A 20166-nucleotide genomic window follows, 5' to 3' on the forward strand; every position below is an offset into this window, starting at 1 on the left:
AATCTGCTTTCAAGTGTCTGTGTTCTCTTTTTCGTTCGCCGCTTCATCGAGCACGCGGTGGACCAGCTCGGCACTGAACCCCCGACCTGCCAGGAACCGTGCCTGGCGCGACCACTCGCGCCGATCGCTCGGGGCGACGCCGAAGCGCCGGCGCCACGCGGCGCGACAGTAGTTCAGCCACGTATCGTCGACAAGTTCCAGGGAGCGGTCAATCTCTGCAGCGTCGACGCCCCGCGCCTGCAAATCGGCGCGGATCTTCACGGGACCCTGTCCATTCTCGCAGCGGGTCCGTGCAAACATCTCGGCAAATCGCTGATCGCTTAACAGATTTTCCTCGATCAGCGTATCCAGTACGGCGGGGATCTCGGTACGCGAAAAGTCGCGCGCCTCGAGCTTGCGCTTAAGCTCGAGGCGCGAGTGCTCGCGGCGGGCGAGCAGGCGAATACAGCACTCGCGTATCGCCTCGGAGGAATCGGCGGGTTCGGCACTCATCGGTGTCAGGCGTTCGCCCCACCCTCTTCCGTCTCGGCGGGTGTCTCGTCATCACCGCGCAGATGAAGGAGCTTCTGGCGCAGCGTCTGATCGATGGCGTCGGTCATCTCCGGATGCTCCTTGAGGAAGTTGCGGACGTTGTCCTTGCCCTGACCGATGCGATCGCCGTTGTAGCTGTACCAGGCACCGGACTTGTCAACGACGCCATTCTTCGCGCCGAGATCGATAAGCTCGCCCTCGCGCGAGATGCCCTCGCCGTAGAGGATCTCGAACTCGGCCTGGCGGAAGGGCGGCGCCATCTTGTTCTTCACCACCTTCACACGGGTCTCGTTGCCGATGACCTCGTCGCCCTTCTTGATCGCACCGATGCGCCGAATGTCCATGCGCACCGAGGAGTAGAACTTGAGTGCGTTGCCGCCCGTCGTCGTCTCCGGGCTGCCGAACATCACGCCGATCTTCATGCGGATCTGGTTGATGAAAACCACCGTCGTCTTCGAGCGCTGGATGTTAGCGGTGAGCTTGCGCAGCGCCTGGGACATGAGGCGTGCCTGCAGCCCGACGTGCGAGTCGCCCATCTCGCCCTCGATCTCGGCCTTGGGCGTGAGTGCCGCGACCGAATCGACCACCACGATGTCCACCGCGCTGGAGCGCACCAGCATATCGGCGATTTCGAGCGCCTGCTCACCGGTGTCGGGCTGCGAGACCAGTAGCTCGTCGACATCGACGCCGAGCTTGCCGGCGTATTCCGGATCGAGGGCGTGCTCGGCATCGATGAAGGCGGCGGTGCCACCCGCCTTCTGCGCCTCGGCGATCGCCTGGAGCGTCAGCGTAGTCTTGCCGGATGACTCCGGCCCGTAGATCTCGACGACCCGGCCGCGGGGAATGCCGCCAATCCCCAGCGCCACATCGAGCGCCAGCGAACCGGTGGAGATTACCGGTATGTTGCCCACGGCACGGGCGTCGCCCATGCGCATGACCGCGCCCTTGCCGAACTGCTTTTCAATCTGGCCGAGGGCTGCGCCCAGTGCCTTCTTGCGATCTTCATCCATACCTAACCCCTGGGTCTGCAAACCGTCAATAATGCCCTGATTGTCCCACAGTACCGCCCGACCGCCCACCCCGGCGGTCGGGGTTGAGCGACCGTCAGGCGGCGGATTGCCGCATCAGCACACCCCGAAGCGCGTGCGCCACGCTCTCGCGACGAACGGCGTCGCGGTCCCCGGAGAAAATCACGGAATCGGTCACCACCTGACCCTCGGGCCAGGCCCAGGCAAACCAGACCAGGCCCACCGGCTTGCGCGTGGAACCGCCGCCGGGGCCCGCGATGCCGGTGGTCGCAAGCGCTACGCGTCGATCATCGCCGACCCGTGCACCCGTCGCCATCGCCGCCGCGGTCTCGCCGCTGACCGCCCCGAAGCCCTCGAGCGTTGCCGCCGGGACACCAAGACGCGCCTGCTTGGCGGCATTGCTGTACGTGACAACACCCTCATCGAACCAGCGCGAGCTGCCGGCCCGGTCGGTGCAGACCTTCGCGATCCAGCCCCCGGTGCAGGACTCCGCCGTGGCGAGCCGCCAGCCGGCGTCGATCAGCCGGCCCGCGACCTGCCCGACCAGCGCCTCGAGCACTTCGTCGGTGGCAGCCACCATCGAGCGCTCAGCGGACCACGGTCACCGGGCAGCCGGCGTGGTGTAACACCCGCTGGCTGACACTCCCGAGGAGGAACTCCTTGAAGCCGCTCAGGCCACGCCGGCCGATGACGATCATCGGATCATCCTCGCCGGCCGCGTGCTCGACGATGGCCTCGGCGGGACTGCCGGAGATGATCTGCTCCTGGATCTCGATGGTTGTCTCGCCCACCGCCTTGCGGGTCGCCGCGAATGCCTTCTCGGCGCTTTGGTCGCGGAGGCGATCGAACGCCTCGGGTGCGAAATACTCGAGTGCCTCGGGCCCCGGCGCCTCGGTGGGAATGCCGAACATGTCGACGGGGTCTTTCGGGAACGCGTAGACCAGCCGAACCGGGGCGCCCAGCCCCTCGGCGATACCAACGGCGTACCGGGCCGCCTCGCTGGCGCCCTCGGATCCGTCCACGGGAACAATCAGGATATCGGGTTGACGGGACATCGGTTTCTCCTCCCTGCAGTTATTTCGAGATGGCCAGTCCCATCTCGGTCATCATCGGCTCGAACACACCACCGACCAGGTAGGCGATGATCGCCGCGCCGCCGCCCATCAGCAATGTCTCCAGACCGGATCGCAGATGGCCTTCACCCAGCATAACGCCCTTGACGAAGCCGATGCCGAAAAAGGTGATCGCGGTCAGGAGACTGCTGGCTACAAAGGCCAGGTCGACGCCGATCGCCGGTGACATGAACGGCAGCAGCGGGATGGCGCCGACCAGCACGAAGGCGCTGAAGGTCCATAGCGCGGCACGGACGGGATCCGCGCCGTCAAGCTCGAGGCCATGCTCCTCGCGCAGCATGGTATCCACCCACAGCGACTCGTCGGCCGAGATGGTGTCGACGATCTCCTCGAGCACCTCGCCCTCGAAGCCCTTGCGGGCGAAAATCTGGCGGATTTCCTCGCGCTCGCCATCAGGAACATGGCGTATGTGACTGTTTTCCGTCGCCCGCGCCTGGTCAAGGGCGTCACGCTCGCTCTTGACGCCCTGGTAGTTGCTCACCCCCATGCTGAAGCCGTCGGCGATCAGGCTCGAGAGCCCGAGGCCGAGGGCAATCAGTCCCGGCAGACCGGCGCCGGCTACGCTCGCGACCACCGCGAACGTAGTCACGCAGCCATCGATACCGCCGAGTATCCCGTCGCGCAGATAGCTCGTCCGCCGCCCGGTCTCGAGCCGGTGGCGGATATCCTCCGGATGGTGGCTGTGTTCAAGCTCCGGCATTGAAGGATCCCTTGCAGGTTAGTGGCGGTCGCTGACCGGATGGACACGCAGACTCCACACCTCGGGGCCCTCATCCACCGGCGTGATCTCGAAGCGGCCCGGGTACTGCGAGTGGATATGGTGGGGCAGATACGCCGGACGCTCGCGAAAGACGAGCAGGATGTCTTCGTCGGGTTTGAGGGCGGCCAGGGTCTGCTCGACGAGCATCAGCCGGGTCTGCGGTCGGTGCAGCCGCAGATCAATGACACCGCCGGGATAATCGGCGCCCATACCGCTAGAACCCGAGCGGGGAAGTGGCGTCGAAATCGGTGGCATCGGCCAGTGCATCCGCGAGCGCCGCGTCATCCATGGCGGCGAGCTGGCCTAGTGCCTCCTGCTGGGTGTCGGCACCAATCGCGAGTTTGCGCACCTCGCCGGCCGCATCGCCCGGCCCGGCACTGAATATGAGGTAGTACGTCCCGTAGGAACCGAACAGCACATCCACACTCCACTCATTGCCGTCTGAATCACTCAATCGCCGCATAGACCGCCTCCTCGGGTGCTAGAGTCTAGCGTTTCATGTCAGGAGATTGCATGCACAGCGATACGCCGAAAACGCCGTCAACGCCCGTGGTCATGTTACTGCTGTGGCTGACCGGGCTGTATCTGCGCCTGACCGTGCTTGTCGCGCCGCCGCTGGCGCCCCACATCGCCCGGGATCTCGATCTCGGCCAGGCGGCGACCGGCGCGCTTACCACCCTGCCGATCCTGATGCTGGCGGTGGCGGGGCTCGCGGCGTCGTGGCTGATCAGCCGCATCGGTGCCCGCCGCACGCTCATCACGGGGCTTGTGCTGGTGGCCGTCAGCTCCTCGGCACGGGGTCTCGGCGATGCGCCGATGCTGTTCATTGCGACCGCGGTCATGGGCATCGCCATTGCCGGTATCCAGCCCGCGCTCCCCACCCTGCTCACCGAATGGTGGCCGTCACGCATCGCCATGGGCACCGCGATCTACATGAACGGCATGCTGATCGGCGAAGTCATCGGCTCGACACTGACGCTGCCGGTCATGCTGCCACTCGCCAACGGCGACTGGCGCCTGGCACTCGTCTACTGGTCGCTACCGGCGCTTATCCCGGCACTGAGCATTCGACTGCTCAGCCCGGTATCGCGGGCCTTCGAGAATGATACCGGCCACTGGCTCCCGGACTGGCGCCGGCCACTGATGTGGAAACTGGGCATTCTCCTCGGCGCGAGCGGTTCGATTTTCTTTGGCGTCAACGCCTACATGGGTAGCGTCCTCGGCGGGCGCGGCGAAGAGGCGCTGCTGTCGTTGGCGCTGGTGATGTTCAATACGACGCAGATCGCGGCGTCCCTCATCATGTTCAGCTTCGGTCGTCACTGGATCGGGCGCTCCCGGCCATTGATGTTGCTGATGATGGTCGGACTGGGCGGATTGGTCGGTTTTCTGTGGCTCTCCGGCTGGCCGGCGCTGATCGCGCTCGTGCCCACCGGACTCGCCGTGGGCCTGCTGCTGATCCTGATCGTCGCCCTGCCACCGCTTTACACCCGCGGCAACGCCACCGCCGCGCTGGCGGCGGGGATGTTCGCGGTCGGGGCGATCACCAACTTCTTCGTCCCCCTGCTGGGCGGCCTCGTCGGCGATATGCTCGGATCACCGCGCTTTGCGGTCATACCCATTCTGATCTACGGCCTGCTGGCGCTACCGCTGGCGCGTCAGCTGCCGGGGCGCTCGGGCTTGTCCCAGGAGTAGAAGTGCATGGGCGGGATATTGATCCACTCGCACTCGACCAGTGGCTCGCCCATCACTCGACGACCCTGATGGCAGACGGCATCGCGAAACTGGTAGGCGGTGAACCGTCCGCCCGGTGCAAGCGCCGCCCACGCCGATCGGAGAATGCCGTCGCCGATCGCCTCGGGCATGGTCGAGAACGGGATGCCGGAGAAAACGATATCCGGCGCCGGCAGGCCGTGCTCGGCGAGCAGCCCGTCGAGATCGGCGGCGCTGCCTTCCGCCACCATGAGGCGCGGATCACGAATCGTGCGAAGCTGCTCGACGAAGGCGGGATTGGTGTCGATGGCAAGCAACCGGGCATCGGCGGGCATGGCCGCGAGTACTGCCTGCGTCGTGCCGCCCGTACCGGGGCCGAGCTCGACCAGGGTGCGGGTATGGCCGGCATCGATCACCCGGCAGATGCGCTGCTCGAGAAAGCGAGAACTCGGCACCAGCGAACCGACCTCGCGGGGGCGCTTGATAAAGCCTTTGAGAAAAGTCAGTCGATCCCCCATCGTCGTCATTGGTTCGTCGCTCCCTTGATTGCCTGCCGCTCACCGGGCATTGTTCGGAAATGATTATTCGATTCCTGCGTAGCATGATGGGTCGTAATGGCGGCGACAATCCCCCTGCCGTTGCGGCGGAGACGACTTACCAGGGCTACACCATTACCGCGACGCCCAGCGAGGACCCGGGTGGCTGGCGGGTACGGGGGCAAATCAGCACCGAACAAGATGGCATGGTGAAGTCAACGACATTCATCCGCGCAGACATTTACGGCAGCCGGGAGGTCGCCGCGGAGATGACCCTTGCGAAGGCACGGCGCCTGATCGACGAGCAGGGCGCCGGCCTTTTCCAGTCGTCACACTAGGCGGGGTCAGACCATGTACTGGCCGCCGTTGATACTCAGGGTCGAACCGGTGACGAACGCCGCGCCGTCACTCGCGAGGTAGGCAACCGCCTCGCCGATCTCCTCCGCCTCGCCGAGGCGGTTGACCGGGATCTGACCGATGATCTTCTCGAGGACATTCTCCGGGACCGACGCGACCATCTCCGTACTGATATAGCCGGGGGCCACGACGTTCGCGGTCACGCCGCGACGCGCATTCTCCTGTGCCACCGATTTGGTAAAGCCGATAAGCCCCGCCTTGGCCGCCGCATAGTTGGCCTGCCCCATCTGGCCCTTCTGACCGTTGACCGAGGCGATGGAGATGATGCGGCCGAAGCCCGCCTCGCGCATGCCGTTAATCACCGCCCGGGTCATGTTGAAGGCCGAGTTGAGATTGGTGGCGATGACCGCGTTCCAGTCGTCCAGCTCCATCTTGTGCAGGGTCGCATCGCGGGTAATGCCGGCATTGTTGACGAGCACATCCACTGAACCGAATTCCTCGACTACCTCGCCGACGCCCTGCTGACAGGCCTCGAAATCGGCGACGTCCCACTTCCGTGTCGCGATACCGGTGTCACGGGTGAAGGCCGTCGCCGCCTGATCGTTGCCCTGATAGGTCGCCACCACCTGGTGGCCCGAATCGCTCAGCGCCCGAGCGATGGCGGCGCCAATGCCCCGTGTTCCGCCGGTAACCAGTGCCGTTCTTGTCATGCCCGCCCCTCCTGATATTGGGAATTACCTAACGGCACAATACCCAGCCGGAACAAAACATGGCCAGACGCACCGCAACATGGCATTCCAAATAACCGCCGAGATCGGCACAATCGCGGCTTTCAGAACCGGGTACGAAAGCACTATGAACCAGAGCGCCGAGCGCCGCGTCCGTCGACTGCAGGAACATGGAGAGCGCGGCCTGCTCGCCGGCAGCCGTCACGGGCTGGAGAAAGAGAGCCTGCGCGTGACCCCGACCGGGCAGATCGCTCAGACGCCGCATCCACCGGGGCTGGGCTCGCCGCTGTGTCATCCGGAGATCACGACCGATTACTCCGAGGCGCTGCTCGAGCTGGTCACGCCCGCCTACACCCGCGGCGATGACGCCCTACGGCACCTCGCCGAGCTGCATCGCTACACCGTCGACCAGATCGGCGATGAACTGCTCTGGACCACCTCGATGCCCTGTGTCGTTGGTGGTGACAAGAGCATCCCGATCGCCGATTACGGCCACTCCAACATCGGGCGCATGAAAAATGTCTACCGCCACGGCCTGGACTGGCGCTATGGACGGACCATGCAGGCCATCGCCGGCATCCATTTCAACTTCTCGTTCAGCGAGGCGTTCCTGCGCTCGGTCCAGCGTCGAGAGGGCGATCCGCGGGATTTCGCGACGTTCCGGTCGGATTTCTACTTTCGCCTGATTCGCAATTTCCAGCGCTACGGCTGGCTCGTGCCGTATCTGATGGGGGCCTCGCCGGCAATCTGCAAATCGTTCACCGGCGGGCGTAACCTCGATTTCCAGTCATTCTCCCCCAACACGTTCTACACGCCCTATGCGACCTCGCTGCGCATGAGCGACATCGGCTACAAGAACAACGCCCAGGCGGGCCTCGAGATCGACTACAACGACCTCGACGCCTATGTCGCGAGCCTGCGCTCGGCGATTAGCACCCCCGACCCCGAATACGCGCGTATCGGCACCCGCGTCGACGGCGTCTGGCGGCAGCTGAACACCAACGTGCTGCAGATCGAGAACGAGTACTACAGCTTCGTGCGCCCCAAGGCCATCGCGCAGTCCGGCGAGCCGCCGACGTGTGCGCTCAACCGCGCCGGCGTCGAGTACGTCGAGATCCGGGCACTGGACCTCAACCCCTTCAACCCGGTCGGTATCGACGCCGACCAGGTCGCCTTTCTCGAGACGCTGCTGGTTTTCTGCCTGCTCCAGGACAGTCCCCCCATCGACGCGCTCGAGCAACACCATATCAACGCCAACCAGGGCCTGGTCGCCCGCGAGGGCCGCGATCCGGACCTCACGCTCTACCGTGGCGATGGCGATCGGGTCGGCCTACGGCAGTGGGCGCGCGAGCTCTTCGATGCCATGGAGGCACCCGCCGAGCTGCTCGACGAGGTGCATGACGATGGCCGCTACCGCCGTGTCCTCGATGCCTACCGGGAGTCGGTGGAAGACGCCGACAAAACCCCCTCCGCCCGGGTACTTGCGGAGATGCGCACTCACCGGGAGGAATTCGTGGAGTTCGCGCTGAGAACCTCGGCCGAGCACATGGAGACGATCCGGGACTGGCCGCTCGATGAGGCGGCAAGGGCCCGCCTGAGCGAGGAGGCCGCCCGCTCGCTCGCCGAACAGGCGAGTCTCGAGGCAAGCGACGAGCCCTCCTTCGAGGCCTTCGTCGAGGCCTACTTCGCGCAGGAATCGACCAACGGTCGTTGAACGCGGCTCGGCCCCCCGGCAGTGTCGGGGGCATGCCTGCATCGCTTTCACTCGCCTCGATCGGACTTTTCCTCGGCTCAGCGCTGGCGTTCCTGGCCGTCGTGACGGGACTCGCTCCGGCCATCCGGCGCTATCGATGCCATGTCCGCGAGACGGCACAGGGTGATCTTCGTGCCCAGTTCATCAATCTACCGGCGCGCACGCTCCTGCAGCTCGCGCTCGGCCTCGGCCTGGTCCTGACGCTCTCCACCGCGGTAGTGCTTCCCTGGCCTTTGCCCGCCATGGCGGGCCTCACCGGGCTGATGCTGCCGCGTCTCGCCGTGCGCACCATTCGTCAGCGCCGCCGCCGCGGGATTATCCGCCAACTGCCCGATGCCCTGCAGGCGCTGGCAGGCTCGCTGCGGGCCGGCACCAACATCGGCCGCGCCATGGAGCTCGTCTCGAGACGACAGCGCCCACCGCTCAGCGAGGAATTCGGGCTCATGCTGAGCCGCCAGCGCCTCGGCGAGGAACTTGACACCGTCCTTGCCGGGTTCGCCGACCGGGTGCCCTCGGAGGAAACGGCGCTGTTTCGCAACGCCGTGATGATCTCGCACCGCGTCGGCGGTGATCTTGCCCACACCCTCGACACCCTCGCCGAGACCCTCCGTGAACGTGCCCAGGTCGAGGAGCGCATCGCCGCGCTGACCGCTATGGGCCGGATGCAGGGACGGGTGATGTGCATCCTGCCGTTCGGCATCGGCGGCATGCTCTACCTCCAGCAGCCGGTGATGATGCAGCGGCTTTTCACCGAGCCCCTCGGCTGGGGAGTGATCGGCATCGTCGCGATCGCCATGACCCTGGCGGTGATCTGGATCCGGCGACTGGTAGCGATCGATGTCTGAATCGGCACCGTTCATTACGGTCGCGCTGTTCGGCGTGGCCGCTGCCGCCGGCATCACGGGCGTGGCCGAGCTGCTTCGACCCGGTCAGTGGCGGCATGCCGATCCATGGCGCGACCCCTCACCGCGGCTTTTCCGACTCCTGCTGCCGATGGCGAGGGCACTCGCCGAGCGCATCCGCCCCGAGCGCTGGATGTCGACACGCGATCTGGCGGGGCGACTCGACCGGGCCGGCATGGGCTATGCCGTGCTCGCCGAGGAGTGGATGGTGCTGCGCGGATTGACGGCCCTCGCCGCCGTCATCGTTACACTCGCCCTCCAGCCGGCACTGCGCGAGAGCGGCTGGGACGGCCCCGGATCACTGCTCGGCGCCGCACTCCTCGGCGGCGTCTATCCGGCAATCTGGCTCCGCGATCAGGGCCTGCGCCGGCAAAAACGGATCGCCCGGCAGTTTCCGGCACTGCTCGAACTGCTGGGCCTGTCCGTCCGGGCGGGAATGAGCTTCAGCGCGGCGCTACCGCAGTGCAGTGCCCATCTCGAGCGGGGCCCGCTACGCGAGGAAATGCAGCGCGTCGATCGGGAGATCCGCACCGGCGTCCCTCGCCTGCAGGCGCTCGAGCGCATGGCGAGCCGGGTCGATCTTGGTGCCGTGCACGGGTTTGTCGCCGCCATCGCCCAGGCGGATGAGACCGGCGCCGCGATCAGCCAGACCCTCACCGATCAGGCGGCACAACGCCGTCGCGAGCGGTTCGCGGCCGCCGAGAAGAAGGCCAACGAGGCCCCGGTCAAGATGCTCGCGCCGCTGGTCGGGCTGCTTTTCCCGGTCACCTTTCTGATCATCGGCTTTCCGATCGCGATGCAGTTCCTCGAAGGCCGGCTGCTGTGAGCCCGCCCGTCGCGGATCAGTCCACGATCGCGCTACCGATGGAGACCGGCGTGCTGCGCATTCGTATCACCCTGGCCGATCGCTTCCTCCCGCGGCTGATCGGGCTGCTGGGGCAGGCGACACCACCCCCGCCCGGCACCGGACTCCTGCTGATCTCCCGCGGCGGCGTCCATACCGTCGGCATGCGTTATCCCATCGACATCCTTGCACTCGACCGGACCCTGACCATTCTGCGCGTCCATCACGCCGTTGCACCGGGTCGATTCCTGCGCGCCCCACGGGGAACCGGCGCCACCCTGGAACTGGCCGCTCACAGCGTTCCACCCGGTCTTATCGGCCATCGCTTCCACTCCGAAGAGGATCTCGCATGATCATGCACCGACCGGCGCGCCTCGCCCTGATCGTCCCGATGCTCCTGCTCCAGGGCTGCCTCGCCCTGACTCCGAACGGGCCACCTTCGGTCATCGAGACCCTCGCGGCTGCGGACAGCGCCCTCGAGCGCGGCGACATCGAGCAGGCGCGAATGGGCTACGAACGGGCCCTCGAACAGTCACCGGCACTGGTATCACCGCATTTCCAGCTCGGGATTATCGCCTATGGCCGCGGCGACGACCCGGCCGCGCTGGAGCACTTCGACGCCGCGCTCGAGCGCGACCCGGGGCATGTACTCGCCACCTACAACCTCGCCGTCGTTCACCTGCAACAGGCCCGTTCACTGCTCGACCGCCACGAGCGGCTGGCGCCGATCAGCGCGGGGCGCCCCGATTTAATCCGGATCCGCCAGGCGATCGGGGCGCTGGGGCGATCGGCGGCGGGCACCCGCGAGTGAATGGCCGGCCTTCTCACCGGCCTCCTCGGCATTGCCGCCCTGCCGCCGATCGCCCTTTTACCGGCCGGACTGATCTGGCTGGTCCCGTGGCTAATGGCACTGCATGCCTCCCCGCCGCGGCGGGTCGTGGAGACGCTCGTGGCCATCGGCCTCCCCGCCGGATTCGCGATCGGCCCCGTCGTCATCGCCGAGCCGCGACTCACGCTTGTCGTGATCGGTGCCACTCTGACCCCGTTCATCCTGACAGCCCTGCTCGCGACGGATCGACGCGGTCGAGGCTCGCCGGGCCGGCTGATCATCGCGGTCATCGTGCTCTGCGGACTCCTCGCCGGAGTGCGCGCACTCGGCCTCCCGCTCTCGCTCAGCCTGTTTCTGCCGACGGGTTTCATCCACCTGCCCCTGATCGGCGCGGGCGGGATACTGGCCTCGGATCTCGCCATCGGCCTCCTGCAAACGGCGCTCGCCATTTTACTGCACCACCGGCGGGCCCGAGCGATGACGCCCGCCATCGCGGCCCGGTTTACCGTGGCCCTGTTTGCACTGCTGCCGCTCGCCCTGGTCCAACCGCCCGTCGCGACCACCGATGACGCCGAGCGCGCGCGGATTGCGGTTATCCAGACCAACATCACGCCCCGGACCCGTCACCAGGCCATCGCGGACGGCGGACTGGAAGGCCTCAAGGCGCGCCAGCAACACCTCGCGCGGACCGCCGGGCAGCTGGATGCGGACTGGATCATCTGGCCCGAGGCCGCGTCGCCGGGGTTTCTCGGGCCGGACTGGCGAGTCACGGACTCATCGGCAACCCACCTGCGTCATGGCTACCGCTACCACCGGCCCGGCCGTGTCGAAAGCGAGGTCCGGCTATCCGCCGGCAGCGGGGATGAGGATGCCACCGGGCGGCGCTGGGGTAAGCATTACCCCCTGCCCTTCGCCGAGCGCGATCTGAGCCCGGTGCATCAAATCAATACCACTCCGCCGGACATCGATGCCCTCGAGGTGCTGATCTGCTCCGATGGCACCCACCCCGGCGCTGTGGATCGGGCCGCCGCACGTCGACCACGGGTCATCCTCAACCCCGCGAGCGTCGCCTACCTCGGATCGATCCCGCTGCCCGGAATGCACCAGCGCAGTGTTCACCTGCAGTCGGCGCGGGTCGCTATCGCCATGATCGTCGTCGCTAACGCCGGACCGAGCGCGGTGCTCTACCCGGATGGCAGGAGACGCGTCCTCGCCGCGCCCTATACGAGCGGAGTGGCGGCGCTGCCACTGCCCGATCGCTACATCGCCAGCGACCAGGACCCGGGCGTTCTCTATGGCCTGCTCGCGACCGGCTTTGTGGCCCTTGGCGGCAGCCGGCGAATGCGGGCCCGATCCCCGGCTCGATCATCGCCCCGCTCCGCATGGCCGGTCGTCGGCCTCGCGGCCGCATCAATCGGCATCGCCATCGTCCTGCAGCATCGATCGCTGGAGAAATTCAGTAGCGCAGCAACGCCGGCGCTGGCAACGCCCCTCGAGACTCGCGCTATTCACTCACCCGCGGCCGGACACCGCGGTAGCATCGCCCTTCTGGCGCGGGAGTTCGGGGTCGCGACGGACTGGCAAGCCGTCCCCGCATCGGTGGACGCGGCCATGGGCTGGCTGTGCCGCCAGACGGGACTGATCCCCATGGACCCAATGGCATCATCGATCCGCCCGCCGGCGTTCGGACTGCAGCAATCCACGACCGGGCTTCGGGCCGTGCGCTGGCGCGTCGGCGCGCAACCCATCGCCTTCGATGCATCGACCGCAGAATTCCAGGCGATTGAGGCTGATGATCCGGCCATTCACTGGCTCGCTACCGCCCGAACCCTCGACGACTGCCGTTCGGTCATCGCCCCCGAATAGCCGACTGGCGGTACTTCGCGACGCCGGCGATCGTGTCCAGTCTGGTTGGCAACGGCTCATTGCCGGGAGTCACGTCAACCAGGGAGGCGCCATGATCGTTCAACACCCGCATCCAGGCACAGGGCTCAAGAGCCGCCATCGCCAGCGCGGACAGGGCATGTCCGAGTACATCATCATTACCGCACTGATCGCCGTCGCCGGCATCGGGATCTTCTCCGCCTTCGGCGATACGATCTCGAGCCAGGCCGCTGCGATGGCCCGCGAGATGGCCGGTCAGGACGGTAGCGATCAAATCGACCGGGCCGATGATCATTCCGAGCGCGCCGCTAGCCGTGCCGATCAGGAAGACACGCTGCAGAGTTTCGATGCGCAGAACTGATCCGCAGCGCGGCCAGGTCCTGCCGGTGGTGCTTGCAACGCTTGCCCTCGCGGCAGCGGCAATCGCCGTCAGCCACCGCGTCGCCCGCGGCGTCGCCCAGGAATCGGCGGTGGTCAACGCCGCCGATGCGGCCGCCTACAGCGGAGCCGCCTGGACCGCGCGCCGGCTCAACCTGATCGCCTATACCAATCGCGCGCTCATCGCGAATCATATCGCCGTCGGCCATGCAGTCGCCTATATCAGCTGGTTGCGATACACCGATGATGCCGTCGAACAGATCGAGCGCTACGCCCGCTTTATCCCCTATGTCGGCCCCGCCGTTAGCCAGGCCGAACGGCTCCTGTCCAAGGCGACGAAAGTGTCGGCGCACACGACCGGTCTCTACATCCGCGGGACGGATGCGTACCTGGATATCCTGACCACCACGCAGTACGACGCCCGAATCGGGCTGCGAAAAGGCAAGGTTGACGAGGCCATGCGTCGTGTCGTTCATCGCCACGACGAGCAATTCAAGATCAATGACGCCGACGCCATCGATGCCATCCCGGCGCCGTACGAGGCTGGCATGGACGCGCGGCTTTTCGCCGAGCGGTTCTCGAGCTACCTCGCACTCGATTCGGTCGGCCCCGGAAAGGACGACGGTTACTTTCAGCGCCTTCTGTCGGCAACCATCGATCGTGATCGCGGACTGAGTCGCTGGTTACGGGGACCGGCACGCCGCGGGCGCCCACGCTATGGTCGCGGCGGCCGGAAATGGAATCACTCCGTTTTCCATACGGTTCGGTTTCGCAAACAGGGCGTCACCCAGCAGCCCCCTCTGCCGGATGCCGGCGGCTGGCGATCGGGGGACCGGCTGCAGGTGAGCTTTTTCAACCCGGCCAAATTCAGCTGGGGATCCTGGGCGACCCTCGCGAGCGGGCGGGCGAGCGCCGATGGTCTCGGCGGCAACTACCGAGGTGTGAGCAAATATACACGTCTTGAAAATCCACCCGCAGACAAGAAGCTGCTCCGGATCCCGGCACTGGTCACCGCACCGCTTCCGGGCGCTGATGACGCGGATGACGCCAACGCCGTCAATGCGCATCTGAGCATCGGCGAGGTGCGCTATCGAGTGCCCGATAACTGTGGCCGCTACTGCCCGGCGCGCCACCGCCCGGCCACCCTGTTCAATCCCTACTGGGAGGCCGCTCTCAGCGAGCCGCAGTTACCGAGGCTGCCATGAGCGGCCAGCACGGAACGGCCATGACGGAATCGCTGATCGGTCTGCTCGCCATTATCCCGGCGTTTCTGGCGATGGACCATCTCGGACGCCTCCAGGACATGGAACGCGCCGCGATCGCCGGCGCACGCTATGCCGCCTGGGAGGAGATCAGCGGCCGCGGCAAAGACGATGCATTACCAATCGCCATCGAGGACCGCATCTTCGGCAACGATCACGCCCCGATCGTGGATAGGGCGCGCCTCAGACGCGAAGGCGTCAGCCAGAACCCGCTCTGGCAAGATCGCGACGGGATGCTCCGCGACACCGACGCGGATGGCATCCAACGCCAGGACGGACGCAAGCGCGGGAACTCCAATCTGCCCGAGCCCGGCACTGCCGTCCGCAACATCGCCTACGGTCAGTCCATCCCCGATGTCATCGAGGCCACCGGGCTATCCGGTGACATGCTCGGATTACCCCGGGAGACGCTCGTCGGCCATCGGCTACGGATGGGCGCCCGGCCCCGCCTCGAGGAGGGTGACCGAAACCCGCCGCTCGTCTTCGAGGCGCAGGGGGCTATTTCGCCGGGGCACTGGCAGGCCGGAAGTGACCGTGCCTACCAGCGACGGACCGAACGGATCGTCGCGAGTGAACCCGTCGATACGCTATCCAAACCCGCCCAGGCACTGGGCGGATTCTTCGTGTTCAAGGAGGGACGCTATGCCCGCTCGACCGACTTCGTACCCCGATCCGATCTTTTCCCGACCCGGCATTGACCGACCGCAATGGCGCAGCTCCTTCGTGTCGGGACTCGCCACCGGCCTGCTGGCGATCTCCGCGACAGCGATCGGCAACGACTGCGCTGACGAGCTTCGCACCCTCCCGCTGCCCGCAGATGCAGCCGAGGTGTATCGCGACGGTCAGGTTGTATTTGGCGGCAGAAAGATGTGCCAGCTTGCTTACAAGACGGAGGAATCCATCGACATGCTCACGTCGCGATACGAGGAGCACTGGGAGCACAAAGCAGGAGATCTGTTCAGGCACGGAACCGGCGATAACGGCGACGCGATTCTGACGCAATCGGGAGGTCCCCGGGAGCGCTACATGGAGATTCAGCGCGACGGGTCGGGTCATGCAGTGATGGTCAACATCATCGCGAATCCCGGCGCGGACGTAACATCCGTTAAGCCTTACATCCCGCTGCCGGACAGCTTCGAGGTGTTCACGCAGCAACGGAATCGCGATGGATTCACTGTGATCGCCCATACCTCGCTGGCATCCGAACCCGCGATCGAGCGGGTTGTGGAACGACTGGAGAGTGCAGGCTGGCGTGTCGATGATAATGGCCCCAGCCAATTGCTCGGATACCGGTTCGCGGCCATGAGCCGTGGCACGGATACACTCGACCTCGCTGTTGCCGGGAATGAGGAGGGGGCGCAGGCCACAATTCACGGCGTTGTCCCGGTATCGACCGATGAGTAGTGCCGAATACCTCGCAGTAGCGGCCGGTCTCGTCGGCGTATGGTCAGGCGTTGATCGGGTCATTAAGGCCCTGGGGAGCCACGGCGACGGCGTTCTCTGGACCCTCGCGATCCCCCTTTAGTCCGGATGCCTGGAGAGATCCGTCATGAATCCCATAAAACGCGGTGTGCTGCTGGTCACCGGCGCCTTGATAGCCGGCGGTGCCGGGATCTGGTTCGGCGACCGCCATCTCGAGCAGCGAGCCAGTGCACTCGAGGCCGAACTGCGATCGGACCATGCCACACGCGCGGTGATCGTCGCCCGCGACCATCTGCCCGAGGGCAGTCGGCTGACCCGGGATGGCGTTGCCATTCGCGATATGCCGGTGAAATTCACTCATGACAGTGCACTCGCGGCACCCGACTGGTCAGGCATCGCTGGACGGACGCTCAAGCGCGAGGTTGCTGCCGGCCGCGCGATTCTGCCCGCGCATGTCCAGGACACGGATCGGGCACGACTCGCCGAGCAGGTCAAACCGGGGGATCGCGCCATCACCATCCCGGTATCCGGCGGTGCGGAGATCGCCGGCCTGCTCGGGCCCGGGGATCGGCTCGATCTGATGCTGACTTATCGGAATGACGGCGAGCGCGAGACCGTTCCGCTCCTCGCCGATATCCCTATCCTTGCCACCGGCTCGGAGCTGGGTGACGCCGGCACACCCCGAGGCCCCGTCCGGTATGACGATCTCACGCTGGCCGTCTCGCCGCTGGAGGCGGCACGGATCACCCACGCACTCGCGATCGGGGATATCCATGTCGTCCTGCGTTCCGATACCGACAACGCGCCGGTGGATGGCTTTCGCATCGACGCCGCGGCGCTCATCGATACCGGTCCGGACGCCGATCCAGGCAACGCCCCACCGGATATCGAACTGATCATCGGAGGCCAGCCATGAGCCGCCCCTGTCACCGACACCTGATCGCCCGCATCGCCCTCGCCGCCGGGCTGCTCTGGAGTCCGCTGACGGCCGCCATCGAGGTCGCCATCGGCCACTCGCGGATCGTCGAGGCGAGCGATATCACGCGTGTTGCCCTCGGCGACGGCGCCCTGGCGGAGGTCGAGGTGCTCGGTGATGGCGATGGTGTCCTGCTGATGGGACGGGCCGCCGGCCGCACCGATCTGCGACTCTGGTTGGGGAATGGCGAATCCCGGCATTTGCCGGTGATCGTCCGGCCGTCATCGGCGTCGACCCGTGATCCGCAACTCGAGGCACTGGCGGCGCGGATCGGCGGCGTCACGCTCGAGCGCACCGCGGATGAGTATTTCGTCACCGGCCAACCGGCAACGAAGCGCGACCGGCAGCGCTTCGAGACGCTCATTGCCGCCTACCCGGCACTCGGCGATTTCACGGATCCGCTGTCGATGACGGAGACACCCACGGTGCAGGTCAAGGCGCGGTTCGTGGAGTTGCGCAAATCCACGCTGCGCGAGATCGGCCTGGACTGGGCCACGCAGTCGCCGGCGATCAGCTTCGCCTATGCCTCCGATCTCGAGACCAACGATGTATTCCGCGGCGAGCTCGGCGAGTTCCTGCCGTCCAACGCCCTGCCGCTCGATATCGGCAAGGGGAACGGCTATCTCGGCGTCGGCCTGAGCCTGACTGCCATGATCGATCTGCTCGGTCAGTCCGGCGAGGCACGGGTCATCGCCGAGCCCATGCTCTCGGCGCTGAGCGGCACATCGGCCGAGTTCCAGGCCGGTGGCGAGGTGCCCATCCCGATCCAGGGCGCCGATGGCGCGCCCTCGGTGACGTTCAAGGACTACGGGATTCTGCTCAAGGTCGCCCCTCGGGTGGGCGATGACGCACGGATTCGCACGCGCATCGAGGTGGAGGTAAGCGATGTGGACGAATCCGTCACGGTCCTCGGCGTCCCCGGGTTCTCGGTGCGCAATGCAGTCACGGAGATGAGCGGCGCGAGTGGCCAGACACTGCTCATTGCCGGGCTCATCGACGAGCAGCAGTCGCGCGCCGTCAGCGAGGTGCCGGGACTCGGTCAGCTCCCGGTCATCGGCCGACTGTTCCGCTCGGAGCGATTCCAGAACCAGCAGACCGAACTCGTCGTGCTGATCACGCCCACCCTACAGGACGAACCTGCCGCGGCGACGCCTCGCGACCCCGCAGGTCGGTCCGCCTCCCGTCGCCTGCCGCTTGAGGAGATCCGTTATGAGTGAGCTCGAGCTCGTCCACCGATTCGGGGATTACTCCCCCACAACCCTCCCGCTCCACCGGGGCGCTCGCTACGCGATCGGCAGCAGTCGTCGCTGCGACCTGCGCATCAGCGGTAGTGGCATCGCCCGCCGCCATGCCGAGCTGCGTGTCGACGAGTACGGCGTGCATATCCGTCTGCTTGCCGGTCGCAAGGAGATTGTCTTCAACGGCGAACCGGTCCGTCAGGCCGGCCCCCTCGCCGCCGGTGATACCCTCAGCCTCGGCGATGCGAACTGGCAGATCCGTCAGGCCGCATCCGACACCGTCTGCGAGGTCGCGGAACCCACGCCCACGCCCATTACAGCCGCATCGCCACAGGCGCCCGTTACCCCGGTTGCGCCGCGGATCTCACCCGATCTCGTGCGACGCTTCCAGGAGGGCATCAGCCAGCGACTCGATCTGTATCGCCGCGATATCCTCCAGACGCTCTCCGCGCAACGGCTTCGCGAGGAGGCCGCGGCCACGGCGTGGCAATTGATCGAGGAGGGAGAGCTCACGCTGCCCGCCGAGGTCGATGCCGAGACCGCCGTCGCCGCGGTGGTCGCCGAGACCGTCGGGCTCGGGCCGATCGAGTCACTCATGGAAGACCCGGCGGTCAGCGAGATCATGGTCAACGGCCACGAGCGGATCTATGTCGAGCGTGGCGGGCGGCTCGAGAGAACGGCGCTGGAGTTCAGTTCGGCCGCCTCGCTCGACAGCGTCCTCGATCGCATCGTCTCGCCACTGGGTCGACGACTCGACGAGGGCTCGCCCCTGGTGGACGCACGGCTGCCGGACGGCTCGCGGGTCAACGCCATAATTCCGCCACTGGCGCTTAACGGCGCTACGCTCACCATCCGACGCTTCGGCGACGAGCGGATCGGACTCGACGACCTGATCCGCTTCGGTGGACTGGATCGCGAAATGGCCGACTTCCTGCGCCTGTGCGTGCACCGGCGCCGCAACATCCTGATCGCCGGCGGCACCGGTACCGGCAAGACCACCGTACTCAATGCCCTGTCCGAGGAGATCGACGAGTCGGAGCGCATCGTCACCATCGAGGACTCCGCCGAGCTTCGCCTGCAACAGGACCACGTCGTGGCGCTCGAGTCACGACCGCCGAATATCGAGGGCAGTGGCGCCATCCCGATCCGCGACCTGGTCCGCAATGCGCTTCGCATGCGGCCCGACCGGATCCTCGTCGGTGAGTGCCGCGGCGGGGAGGCCCTGGACATGCTCCAGGCGATGAATACCGGCCACGACGGGTCACTGACTACGGCCCACGCCAACACCCCGCGTGATGCCCTCGCCCGACTCGAGGTAATGACACTGATGGCGGGCATGGATCTGCCGGCGCGGGCAATCCGCGATCAGATCGCCGCGGCAATCGATATCGTGGTGCAGCTGACGCGATTCGGCGATGGCGCGAGGCGAATCACGGCGATCACCGAGGTGGCGGGAATGGAGGGCGACCGGATCCTGCTCACCGAGCTGTTCCGGTACGACGACGGGTTTCATGCCACCGGCCAGATGCCGGCGTTTATCGAACCGACACCGGCATCGGTGAGCGGATTTACATGAAACCGAGTTCGAGTCGCGCAGTCTCCGACATGCGATCCTGGGTCCAGGGCGGATCCCAGGTAAGTTCGACCTCGGCGGCCTCGATGCCGCGCACCTGCTCCACGGCGGCCTTGATCATGATCGGCATCTGCCCGGCCACCGGGCAGGCGGGGGAAGTCAGCGTCATGAGCACGTCGACGAAGCCCTCCTCATCCACTTCGACTTCGTAGATGAGACCGAGCTCGTAGACATCCACCGGGATTTCCGGATCGTAGACGCTGCGCAGCGCGGCAACGACACCTTCGCGAAGGGTCTCGACCGGGGGACGTTCCACCATGCT

26 protein-coding genes are annotated in these 20166 nt (G+C 66.3%); 16 read left to right on the forward strand and 10 right to left on the reverse strand.

Annotation, left to right across the window (positions count from 1 at the left end):
- Positions 1-9: 9 nt before the first annotated feature.
- From EV698_RS04390 to EV698_RS04420, 7 genes are all read right to left on the reverse strand, one after another.
- Complete coding sequence (locus tag EV698_RS04390) at positions 10-492, reverse strand: regulatory protein RecX (protein ID WP_130502916.1); 483 nt, start codon at positions 490-492, stop codon at positions 10-12.
- Positions 493-497: 5 nt separating this feature from the next.
- On the reverse strand, positions 498-1541 hold the full coding sequence (gene recA, locus EV698_RS04395; RefSeq protein ID WP_130502917.1) for a recombinase RecA: 1044 nt from the start codon (positions 1539-1541) through the stop codon (positions 498-500).
- A gap of 94 nt (positions 1542-1635) precedes the next feature.
- Positions 1636-2139: a CinA family protein gene (locus EV698_RS04400; RefSeq protein WP_130502918.1), complete on the reverse strand. Its 504-nt coding sequence runs from the start codon at positions 2137-2139 to the stop codon at positions 1636-1638.
- Positions 2140-2146: 7 nt separating this feature from the next.
- Positions 2147-2614 (reverse strand): universal stress protein, encoded by a 468-nt coding sequence (locus EV698_RS04405; RefSeq protein ID WP_130502919.1) that lies wholly within the window; start codon positions 2612-2614, stop codon positions 2147-2149.
- A 19-nt stretch (positions 2615-2633) separates the two neighbouring features.
- Positions 2634-3392, reverse strand: coding sequence for a VIT1/CCC1 transporter family protein (locus EV698_RS04410; RefSeq protein ID WP_130502920.1), 759 nt, complete (start codon positions 3390-3392; stop codon positions 2634-2636).
- Between the two features lie 18 nt (positions 3393-3410).
- Entirely contained in the window at positions 3411-3662 is a 252-nt protein-coding gene (locus tag EV698_RS04415; RefSeq protein WP_165385718.1) for a DUF2249 domain-containing protein, read from the reverse strand.
- 4 nt (positions 3663-3666) lie between these two features.
- Positions 3667-3915: a hypothetical protein gene (locus EV698_RS04420; RefSeq protein ID WP_130502922.1), complete on the reverse strand. Its 249-nt coding sequence runs from the start codon at positions 3913-3915 to the stop codon at positions 3667-3669.
- Between the two features lie 50 nt (positions 3916-3965).
- Here EV698_RS04420 and EV698_RS04425 point away from each other — a divergent pair, with 50 nt between their 5' ends.
- Positions 3966-5144 carry an MFS transporter gene (locus EV698_RS04425; RefSeq protein ID WP_207220498.1) on the forward strand — a complete coding sequence of 393 codons (1179 nt, stop codon included), beginning with the start codon at positions 3966-3968 and terminating at the stop codon, positions 5142-5144.
- Here EV698_RS04425 and EV698_RS04430 read toward each other — a convergent pair.
- Complete coding sequence (locus EV698_RS04430) at positions 5108-5689, reverse strand: class I SAM-dependent methyltransferase (protein WP_130502924.1); 582 nt, start codon at positions 5687-5689, stop codon at positions 5108-5110. The genes EV698_RS04425 and EV698_RS04430 overlap by 37 nt on opposite strands.
- Positions 5690-5763: 74 nt before the next feature.
- On the opposite strand from EV698_RS04430, the gene EV698_RS04435 reads away from it, so the two are divergent.
- Positions 5764-6036 carry an HlyU family transcriptional regulator gene (locus EV698_RS04435; protein WP_165385719.1) on the forward strand — a complete coding sequence of 91 codons (273 nt, stop codon included), beginning with the start codon at positions 5764-5766 and terminating at the stop codon, positions 6034-6036.
- Positions 6037-6042: 6 nt separating this feature from the next.
- Here EV698_RS04435 and phbB read toward each other — a convergent pair whose 3' ends face one another.
- Entirely contained in the window at positions 6043-6765 is a 723-nt protein-coding gene (phbB, locus tag EV698_RS04440; protein ID WP_130502926.1) for an acetoacetyl-CoA reductase, read from the reverse strand.
- Positions 6766-6910: 145 nt separating this feature from the next.
- On the opposite strand from phbB, the gene gshA reads away from it, so the two are divergent.
- The 14 genes from gshA (at position 6911) to EV698_RS04505 (ending at position 19847) form a co-directional block, all read left to right on the forward strand.
- A complete protein-coding gene (gene gshA, locus EV698_RS04445; protein WP_130502927.1) occupies positions 6911-8497 on the forward strand; it encodes a glutamate--cysteine ligase in 1587 nt (528 codons plus the stop codon).
- Positions 8498-8529: 32 nt separating this feature from the next.
- Positions 8530-9381, forward strand: a complete 852-nt coding sequence (locus EV698_RS04450; RefSeq protein WP_130502928.1) for a type II secretion system F family protein — start codon at positions 8530-8532, stop codon at positions 9379-9381.
- Positions 9374-10264: a type II secretion system F family protein gene (locus tag EV698_RS04455; protein ID WP_130502929.1), complete on the forward strand. Its 891-nt coding sequence runs from the start codon at positions 9374-9376 to the stop codon at positions 10262-10264. Before EV698_RS04450 ends, EV698_RS04455 begins: the two co-directional genes overlap by 8 nt.
- Entirely contained in the window at positions 10261-10635 is a 375-nt protein-coding gene (locus EV698_RS04460; RefSeq protein ID WP_130502930.1) for a DUF192 domain-containing protein, read from the forward strand. The genes EV698_RS04455 and EV698_RS04460 overlap by 4 nt, the downstream gene beginning before the upstream one ends.
- A gap of 2 nt (positions 10636-10637) precedes the next feature.
- Positions 10638-11093: a tetratricopeptide repeat protein gene (locus EV698_RS04465; RefSeq protein WP_165385720.1), complete on the forward strand. Its 456-nt coding sequence runs from the start codon at positions 10638-10640 to the stop codon at positions 11091-11093.
- Complete coding sequence (locus EV698_RS04470) at positions 11094-12977, forward strand: hypothetical protein (protein WP_130502932.1); 1884 nt, start codon at positions 11094-11096, stop codon at positions 12975-12977.
- Between the two features lie 91 nt (positions 12978-13068).
- Positions 13069-13356, forward strand: a complete 288-nt coding sequence (locus EV698_RS04475) for a Flp family type IVb pilin (RefSeq protein WP_130502933.1) — start codon at positions 13069-13071, stop codon at positions 13354-13356.
- A complete protein-coding gene (locus EV698_RS04480) occupies positions 13343-14578 on the forward strand; it encodes a hypothetical protein (RefSeq protein ID WP_130502934.1) in 1236 nt (411 codons plus the stop codon). The genes EV698_RS04475 and EV698_RS04480 overlap by 14 nt, the downstream gene beginning before the upstream one ends.
- A complete protein-coding gene (locus tag EV698_RS04485; RefSeq protein WP_130502935.1) occupies positions 14575-15333 on the forward strand; it encodes a hypothetical protein in 759 nt (252 codons plus the stop codon). Before EV698_RS04480 ends, EV698_RS04485 begins: the two co-directional genes overlap by 4 nt.
- Before the next feature lie 25 nt (positions 15334-15358).
- Positions 15359-16039: a hypothetical protein gene (locus EV698_RS04490; protein ID WP_130502936.1), complete on the forward strand. Its 681-nt coding sequence runs from the start codon at positions 15359-15361 to the stop codon at positions 16037-16039.
- Positions 16032-16160 carry a hypothetical protein gene (locus EV698_RS10440; protein WP_275395082.1) on the forward strand — a complete coding sequence of 43 codons (129 nt, stop codon included), beginning with the start codon at positions 16032-16034 and terminating at the stop codon, positions 16158-16160. Before EV698_RS04490 ends, EV698_RS10440 begins: the two co-directional genes overlap by 8 nt.
- Before the next feature lie 24 nt (positions 16161-16184).
- Complete coding sequence (cpaB, locus tag EV698_RS04495) at positions 16185-16973, forward strand: Flp pilus assembly protein CpaB (RefSeq protein WP_130502937.1); 789 nt, start codon at positions 16185-16187, stop codon at positions 16971-16973.
- Positions 16970-18250, forward strand: a complete 1281-nt coding sequence (locus EV698_RS04500) for a type II and III secretion system protein family protein (RefSeq protein WP_130502938.1) — start codon at positions 16970-16972, stop codon at positions 18248-18250. Before cpaB ends, EV698_RS04500 begins: the two co-directional genes overlap by 4 nt.
- A complete protein-coding gene (locus EV698_RS04505) occupies positions 18243-19847 on the forward strand; it encodes a TadA family conjugal transfer-associated ATPase (protein ID WP_130502939.1) in 1605 nt (534 codons plus the stop codon). Before EV698_RS04500 ends, EV698_RS04505 begins: the two co-directional genes overlap by 8 nt.
- Here the strand turns inward: EV698_RS04505 and EV698_RS04510 are convergent.
- The gene (locus tag EV698_RS04510; RefSeq protein WP_130502940.1) at positions 19840-20163 is read right to left on the reverse strand and encodes an SUF system Fe-S cluster assembly protein; all 324 of its coding nucleotides are present in this window, start codon (positions 20161-20163) and stop codon (positions 19840-19842) included. The genes EV698_RS04505 and EV698_RS04510 overlap by 8 nt on opposite strands.
- Between the last annotated feature and the right edge of the window lie 3 nt (positions 20164-20166).

Source organism: Spiribacter vilamensis, assembly GCF_004217415.1.
Lineage (GTDB): Bacteria > Pseudomonadota > Gammaproteobacteria > Nitrococcales > Nitrococcaceae > Spiribacter > Spiribacter vilamensis.